Genomic DNA, 5,866 nt, shown 5'->3' on the forward strand with positions numbered 1-5,866 from the left:
TGGGATGCGTTGGAGTCGCAAACCCAAGCAGGATAAGGCCTTTGCCTTACCTCAGGCCGGATCTACCCACCCGACACGCTTGATGAAGGACTAGCGGTCATCGTCCCGCGCGACCCCGCCGACGCCGACCGACATCGAGGACTGGTGCAAGCAGCGGCTCGCCGGCTACAAGCGCCCGCGTCGGCTGGCGATCGTCGACGAACTCCCGCGCAACCCCAGTGGGAAGGTCCTGAAGAATCAGCTGCGCACCGAGCATTCGGCGGGCAGGCTCATCTCCGAGTTCTGAAACCGGCCAATAGTCGCGGATCACGGGTGGACACCGCCACCCCCTTCGGCCTCACCGGTCACGTATCCGTTGTCACCGGCGCCAAGGCCCGCTTCCCGCTGGAACGCGCGCTACCTGCTGCGCGCCCTTTCGATGCGTCGGTGCCAGGGCCGGGCGAGGTGCCGAAGTCACCGCGGGATTTGGCCCAGACGTGCGCGCGGTTCCAGTCGTCGGCGTTGCCGCGTTGGTGTACTTGCCCTGCGGCCGACCGGTGTAGAGCAGGATCACGTTGGCGTTGTTGTTCGGGGCCTCGTCGGTGACCTTCAGCGCGTCCCGCGCCTGGTCGTAGCTCAGGGTGGTGGTGCCGATGCTGGTGATCCCGTGCAGCGCGGCCGTCAGCTCGGGGCCGGTCTTGCCGATCGCATCCTGGTAGTAGTCGTCGACGGCTGAGGTTCCCGCCGTGGCATCCGGAAAATGCCGCCGCCCCAACCCCTGCCCGTCAACCGGAGGATTGTCGCGGCCAGCAAACGGCAACAACGGGAAGTGTCACTGCCAGCAATGCCGCCGGAAGCACGAACCCCAGCGCGGCGTCGTACCGGTACAGGCTGGTGAACGCCGCCGGAGCGGCCGACATCCCGAGGAACCGCAACGCGGTCACCACCGAGATGGTCCCGCCGCGCCCGCTGGCTCCGCCGGTGAGCACCGTGGCGTGGATGCCGACCAGGATCAGCTGCCCGCAGACGCCGCCGACCGCCCAGGCCACCGCTACCGCGGGCAGCCACGCGACCAGCCCGATCGACGCGACAGCCAGCGCACCGAACAGCAACCCGACGAAAACGACGGCACGCTGGCCGTACCGGTCCACCCCACCGCCGGTCAACCTGGCACCGATCGCCCCCGCGATGCCGTAGGCGGTGAGCACCAGCCCACGCGCGCCAGGGCTCAGGGAGAACGCGTCGTCCAGCCGGAACGAAACCAGGAACGGCAGGCCCGCCAAGCACGCCCAAGCGACGAAGGCGACGCCTCCGGTCAGCAGCACGGAAATCCGCCAGGCATCCCGCAGCGAGGCGGGGCGCTGCGCCGCACCGTCGCGCGAATCCGCCGGCAGCGGGCTGATCGCCAGCGCGGTGGCGACGGCGGCGAGGCCGACGAAGGCCCACTGCCAGGCCCCTTCCGCCGCGAGCCCACCGACCAGCGGCGCCGACGTCTGCCCGATCGCCTGCATCGCGCCGTAGATGCCCAAGCCCCGCCCGAGGCGCTCCTTAGGCGTGACCGCAGCGAGCTTGGCCAGCAGCAGCGGGGTGGTGAACGCGTTCGCGGTTCCCTGCAGCGCACGACTGGTCTGGAAGAGCCAGAACCACGGTGCGAACGCGGCCAGCAACGCCACGACGGCGTACCCGGCGTAGGCGATCCGGATGCTGCGGCTCATTCCCCAACGCTCGCCGAGACTGCCGGACACCAGCATGACGATCGCGAATGGCAGCAGGTAAACGGTCAGCGATGTCGCCGCGATGCCTTGCGACACGGCGAAACTGCGGCCCAACTCCGGCAGCATCGCCGAGACCACGCCGCCGCCGAAGGGCCCGAGCAGTCCGCCGATGTAAAGCGCGACCCGCGCGTTCACCGAACCGCCGACCCCGAACGGCTTCCTGGATCAGCCGTCCGATGCCGGATCATCAACTACCGCCTCCCGTCGCACGAGCCTCCCCGCAGTCGACCACAGCACCGCGGACGAAGTCGAGCGATCAACCCGCCGAGTCCCTTTCGCTCCCGGCGACGGGTCAAAGCGATCGCAGGTGTGGCGCCACCTCGGCGGCGAACAGGTCGAGGGATTCGGCGACGAGGCCGCAGGGCATCCCGCCGATCTGCGGGGCGAACCGGACGAATCTTGACCACCGAAATCTATGGTCCAGACCAACGGCGGAGCGCGGGGTCCGGCCCGGCTGACCGGTTGTCGTCGGATTGTTCCCTCTCCCCTTCCTCGGCCAAGTTCCACCCAGTAACCGCCGGTCAGGCACCACCCACCTGACGAGGCGGTCTTGCCAAAGGAGCTGAGATGGACAAGAAGCCGAAGCTCGCCGCCGCCGTGGTCGGTGTGGCGCTCGCCCCCTTCCTGATCATGATCCCGGCCGGCAGCGCCAGCGCGCACGGTTACATCGACTCGCCGCCGAGCCGGCAGGCCCAGTGCGCCGCCGGAACCGTTGCGTGCGGCGCGATCAACTACGATCCGCAGAGCGTCGAGGGCCCGAAGGGCCTGACCAGCTGCAGCGGTGGCAACGAGGGATTCGCGGAGCCAGACGATGACAGCAAGGGCTGGACCGCGACACCGGTCGGCAACTCGGTGACGTTCAACTGGACGCCGGCCGTCGCGCACCGCACGACGACCTGGCAGTACTTCATCGGCGGCAACCGGGTCGCCGTGTTCGACCAGGACGGCCAGCAGCCGCCGTCGCAGCTGTCGCACACCGTCGACCTCGGCGGCTTCAGCGGCAAGCAGAAGATGCTGGCGGTCTGGAACGTCGCCGACACCGCGAACGCCTTCTACGCCTACGTCGACCTCGACGTCGGCGGCGAGTGACCGTTCGACCGGCGTCTCCCCGAAACCGGCGGGCCCACGCTCACCCGGAGCCGGGCCCGCCGCGGCGTGGCACCAAAGCGGGCAAGCCGAAGCGAGCGTCCACTCTGGACGCGAACCGGACGACGGGTTGGCTCGGCGGGGCAAAGCCGAACACGGCCAGCACCCCGGAGTCGGTGAACTCCAGCAGTTCGGCGGAATCCAGCGCCCAGGGCTCGTGCACCACCGGGACTTCGACCGGCCAGCGGTGCCACGTCGAGAACATCCGCCAGCGCGCGGTGAGGAACCGGTCCGCGCTGGTCGGCACGACGCGCTCGCCCCGCCGGATGCGCATGCTCAGGCCGATGCCGGATCGCTCGACGCGGTAGGCGGTTTCGGTTGCGGTCGTCGAGCATTCGACAGCCGCCGACCGGTACGGAAGACGACCCACCGCCCTGGCGAGGCGCACGAATGCCGGATGCGAGGACTCCAAGGAGAGGAACACCAATCCGCGGCGGCCGCGCTCGTCGACGGCGAAGGTCCGCATATTGACCTCGGTGAACCGCATCCGCAGCGGACCGGTGATCACCATCCCAAGACCGACCACGCCGATCCACGCCGTACCGTCGAACAGGTCCGGCCGGATGTGCGGCGGCAGCACCGCCTCGATCTCCCGTGCGGAGCAAGGCCAATGCACGAACACGACGTCGCGCCAGACCTGACAGTTAAAGGACCAGCGCACCTGGTGGGGCGCGGCCAACGTGATCGGTTCGAGTCCCATAGCTCACACGATGACTTCCAGTAGCGCTGCGTAAAGCGTCAGTCCAGGGCCGAACGCAAGGGCCGCGATGTGGCTCCCGGGCCGGAGTTCGCCGCCGGCTCGGAGCTCTTCGAGGACCAGTAGCAGCGTCGCGGAGGAGCAGTTGCCGCGCTCCGCGAGAACATCGCGCGACGGCTGCAGCGCCGAGGGAGGCAGACCGAGGGTGTCTTCGACGGTGTCGAGGATGCGCGGGCCACCCGGGTGCACCGCCCAGCCGCGGATGTCGCTGCGCCGCAAGCTGTTGCGGTCCAGCAAGTCGTCGAGCACTGCGCCGAGGTGCCGGGCCAGCACGTCCGGCACCTGCGGCGAAAGCCCCATCCGGAAGCCGAGATCGGTGATGTCCCAGGTCATGTGGGTGCTCGCGCTGGCATCGGTGAAGGCGGCGATGTCGACGACAGCCAGCCCCGCCGAATGCGGCCGCAGGACCGCGGCCGCGGCCGCATCACCGAAGAGCGCGTGGGAGACGACCTGCTGCGGGTCATCGGTCGGCGGCTGGATGTGCAAGGAGGTCAACTCGACGGACAGCAGCACCGCGGCTCGCCCGTGCGCCGCGACGAAGTCCGCGACGCCGCCGATGGCCGGAAGGGCCGCGTAGCAACCCATGTGGCCGACGAACAGCCGCCGCACGTCCGGGCGCAGCCCGAGCGAGGCGGCGAGCTTGATGTCCAGCCCTGGCGTGCCGTACCCGGTGCAGGAGACGACGGTGAGCAGGCCGACCTCGTCGCCGTCAATGCCGGCGTCGTCCAACGCGGCGGCGACCGCCCGGTGTCCCAGGCGCGGGGCTTCCTCACAGAAGCGGCGCATCCGGGCAGCCGTGGACCAGCCTGACAGGTCCTCCTTGATCGGGTTCGCCACCGTGTGCCGGCGACGCACCCCGGCGCCCGCGAAAACCCGCCTGGCAAGGCGGCTGGCGCGGAAGTGTTCCTGGAAGAAGTCGTCCCACAGCACCTGCTGCTCGGTGGTGTCCGGCAGCGACGAGCCGAAGCCAGCGATCAACGGCGTCACCAACGCGGTGACTCAGTCTCGTCGTCGGGGTCGCCGCCGAGTGCGGCCACCCCGAGCCAGTCGGCGCAGACGTCCGAGGTCGCCGGTTGCAGCGCACCGCACCGCGCGTCGCGGTAGATCCGTTCCAGCGGGTGCCCGCGGCGCGTCGCCGACGCCCCGGCAGCCTCCAGCACCGACGAAGCCACCGATGCCGCGGTGTCACCGGCGACCAGCTTCGCCCGCCACACCCAGCGGTTCGTCTCCGGCTCGCCCGGCCGCTCCGACACCCGTCGAGCCGCCTCCCGCACCACGGCGTCGGCCGCGGCGATCGCCGCATCCGCCCGCCCCATCCGGGAACGCACCGTCGGCAAGGTGTGCAGTCCGCGCTCGTGCAGGTGCATGGCGCCCACGCGCAGCGCCGACCGCGCCACGCCGACGTACACGGCGGCATACGACGCGACGAGCCACTGCGGCATCACCTGCGCCACCAGCAGCGTGATGCCCTCGATCCCACCAAGCAGCGCATCCGCACCTACCGACACCTCGAAGTGCACGTCGTGGCTTCCCGTGGCGCGCATGCCCATCGAATCCCAGGTCGGTTCCACCCGGATGCCTTCACCGGTCGGCACCACGAAGTAGGACACCTTCGGTTCGGCGGCATCGATGTCCCTGGCGGTGACCAGGTAGGCGTCGGCATGCCCGGCGCCGGAGACGAAGGCCTTACTGCCGCTGATGCGATATCCACCGTCGTAGCGGCGGAAGGTGGTGGCGGTGCGCGACAACCTCGAACCCGTGCCCCTTTCGCTCATAGCCACCGCGTAGAGCGCGCCGTCGGCCGCCGCGGCGAGCAGCCGATCCCGCGTGGCGAAGCAGCTTTCCGGTGCGCCGAGTTCCCGCAGCAGTTCTTCGGGCGTGTGCGCCAGCGCGCCGGTGACCGAGGCGTGCATGTTGAAGATCAGCGCCGTCGAACCGGCCCCACCAGCCAGTTCCGCTGCGAACGCGGCGTAATCGGCGAACGATGCACCGAATCCGCCCAATTCCGGGGGAGCCATGACCCCCAGCAGGCTGCGAGCACGCAGATCGACGAAGTCCTCGCTGGGAAAGGCACCTGAGGCGTCGTAGTGCTCTGCGCGCGCGGCGATGCGCGGAACTAGCCCTCAAATAAGCGAGTCGGTCACTGTGGGGGCGGTAGTAGCCGAAATGATCACTTTGGCGTGAGCGTGGGATATGCCGATGAGTGGTG

At 69.6% G+C, this 5,866-nt stretch carries 7 protein-coding genes; 2 read left to right on the plus strand and 5 right to left on the minus strand.

Translation table 11 applies throughout. The features are described 5' to 3' along the window. Nucleotides 1-133: 133 nt before the first annotated feature. Nucleotides 134-286 (plus strand): AMP-binding enzyme, encoded by a 153-nt coding sequence (locus tag ACWDKQ_RS34755; RefSeq protein WP_450143012.1) that lies wholly within the window; start codon nt 134-136, stop codon nt 284-286. A 72-nt stretch (nt 287-358) separates the two neighbouring features. Here ACWDKQ_RS34755 and ACWDKQ_RS34760 read toward each other — a convergent pair whose 3' ends face one another. Then, nucleotides 359-754 (minus strand): hypothetical protein, encoded by a 396-nt coding sequence (locus ACWDKQ_RS34760; protein WP_450143007.1) that lies wholly within the window; start codon nt 752-754, stop codon nt 359-361. A gap of 10 nt (nt 755-764) precedes the next feature. After that, on the minus strand, nt 765-1,889 hold the full coding sequence (locus ACWDKQ_RS34765) for an MFS transporter (protein WP_450143008.1): 1,125 nt from the start codon (nt 1,887-1,889) through the stop codon (nt 765-767). A 432-nt stretch (nt 1,890-2,321) separates the two neighbouring features. Between ACWDKQ_RS34765 and ACWDKQ_RS34770 the strand changes: the two genes are divergently transcribed. Then, on the plus strand, nt 2,322-2,843 hold the full coding sequence (locus ACWDKQ_RS34770; protein WP_450143009.1) for a lytic polysaccharide monooxygenase auxiliary activity family 9 protein: 522 nt from the start codon (nt 2,322-2,324) through the stop codon (nt 2,841-2,843). A 40-nt stretch (nt 2,844-2,883) separates the two neighbouring features. On the opposite strand, the gene ACWDKQ_RS34775 is transcribed toward ACWDKQ_RS34770, so the two are convergent. From ACWDKQ_RS34775 to ACWDKQ_RS34785, 3 genes are read right to left on the minus strand one after another with little or no spacing between them, the layout of a single operon-like run. After that, on the minus strand, nt 2,884-3,600 hold the full coding sequence (locus ACWDKQ_RS34775; protein ID WP_450143010.1) for a YqjF family protein: 717 nt from the start codon (nt 3,598-3,600) through the stop codon (nt 2,884-2,886). Nucleotides 3,601-3,603: 3 nt separating this feature from the next. Next, complete coding sequence (locus tag ACWDKQ_RS34780; protein WP_450143011.1) at nt 3,604-4,644, minus strand: type III polyketide synthase; 1,041 nt, start codon at nt 4,642-4,644, stop codon at nt 3,604-3,606. After that, nucleotides 4,641-5,765: an acyl-CoA dehydrogenase family protein gene (locus tag ACWDKQ_RS34785; RefSeq protein WP_450143013.1), complete on the minus strand. Its 1,125-nt coding sequence runs from the start codon at nt 5,763-5,765 to the stop codon at nt 4,641-4,643. The genes ACWDKQ_RS34780 and ACWDKQ_RS34785 overlap by 4 nt, the downstream gene beginning before the upstream one ends. Nucleotides 5,766-5,866: the final 101 nt, after the last annotated feature.

This window comes from Saccharopolyspora sp. NPDC000995 (assembly GCF_053599315.1).

Coding starts and splice junctions, on each gene's coding strand:
- ACWDKQ_RS34770 (WP_450143009.1), top strand. CDS start 2,322: ATGGACAAGAAGCCGAAGCTCGCCGCCGCCGTGGTCGGTGTGGCGCTC.
- ACWDKQ_RS34775 (WP_450143010.1), bottom strand. CDS start 3,600: ATGGGACTCGAACCGATCACGTTGGCCGCGCCCCACCAGGTGCGCTGG.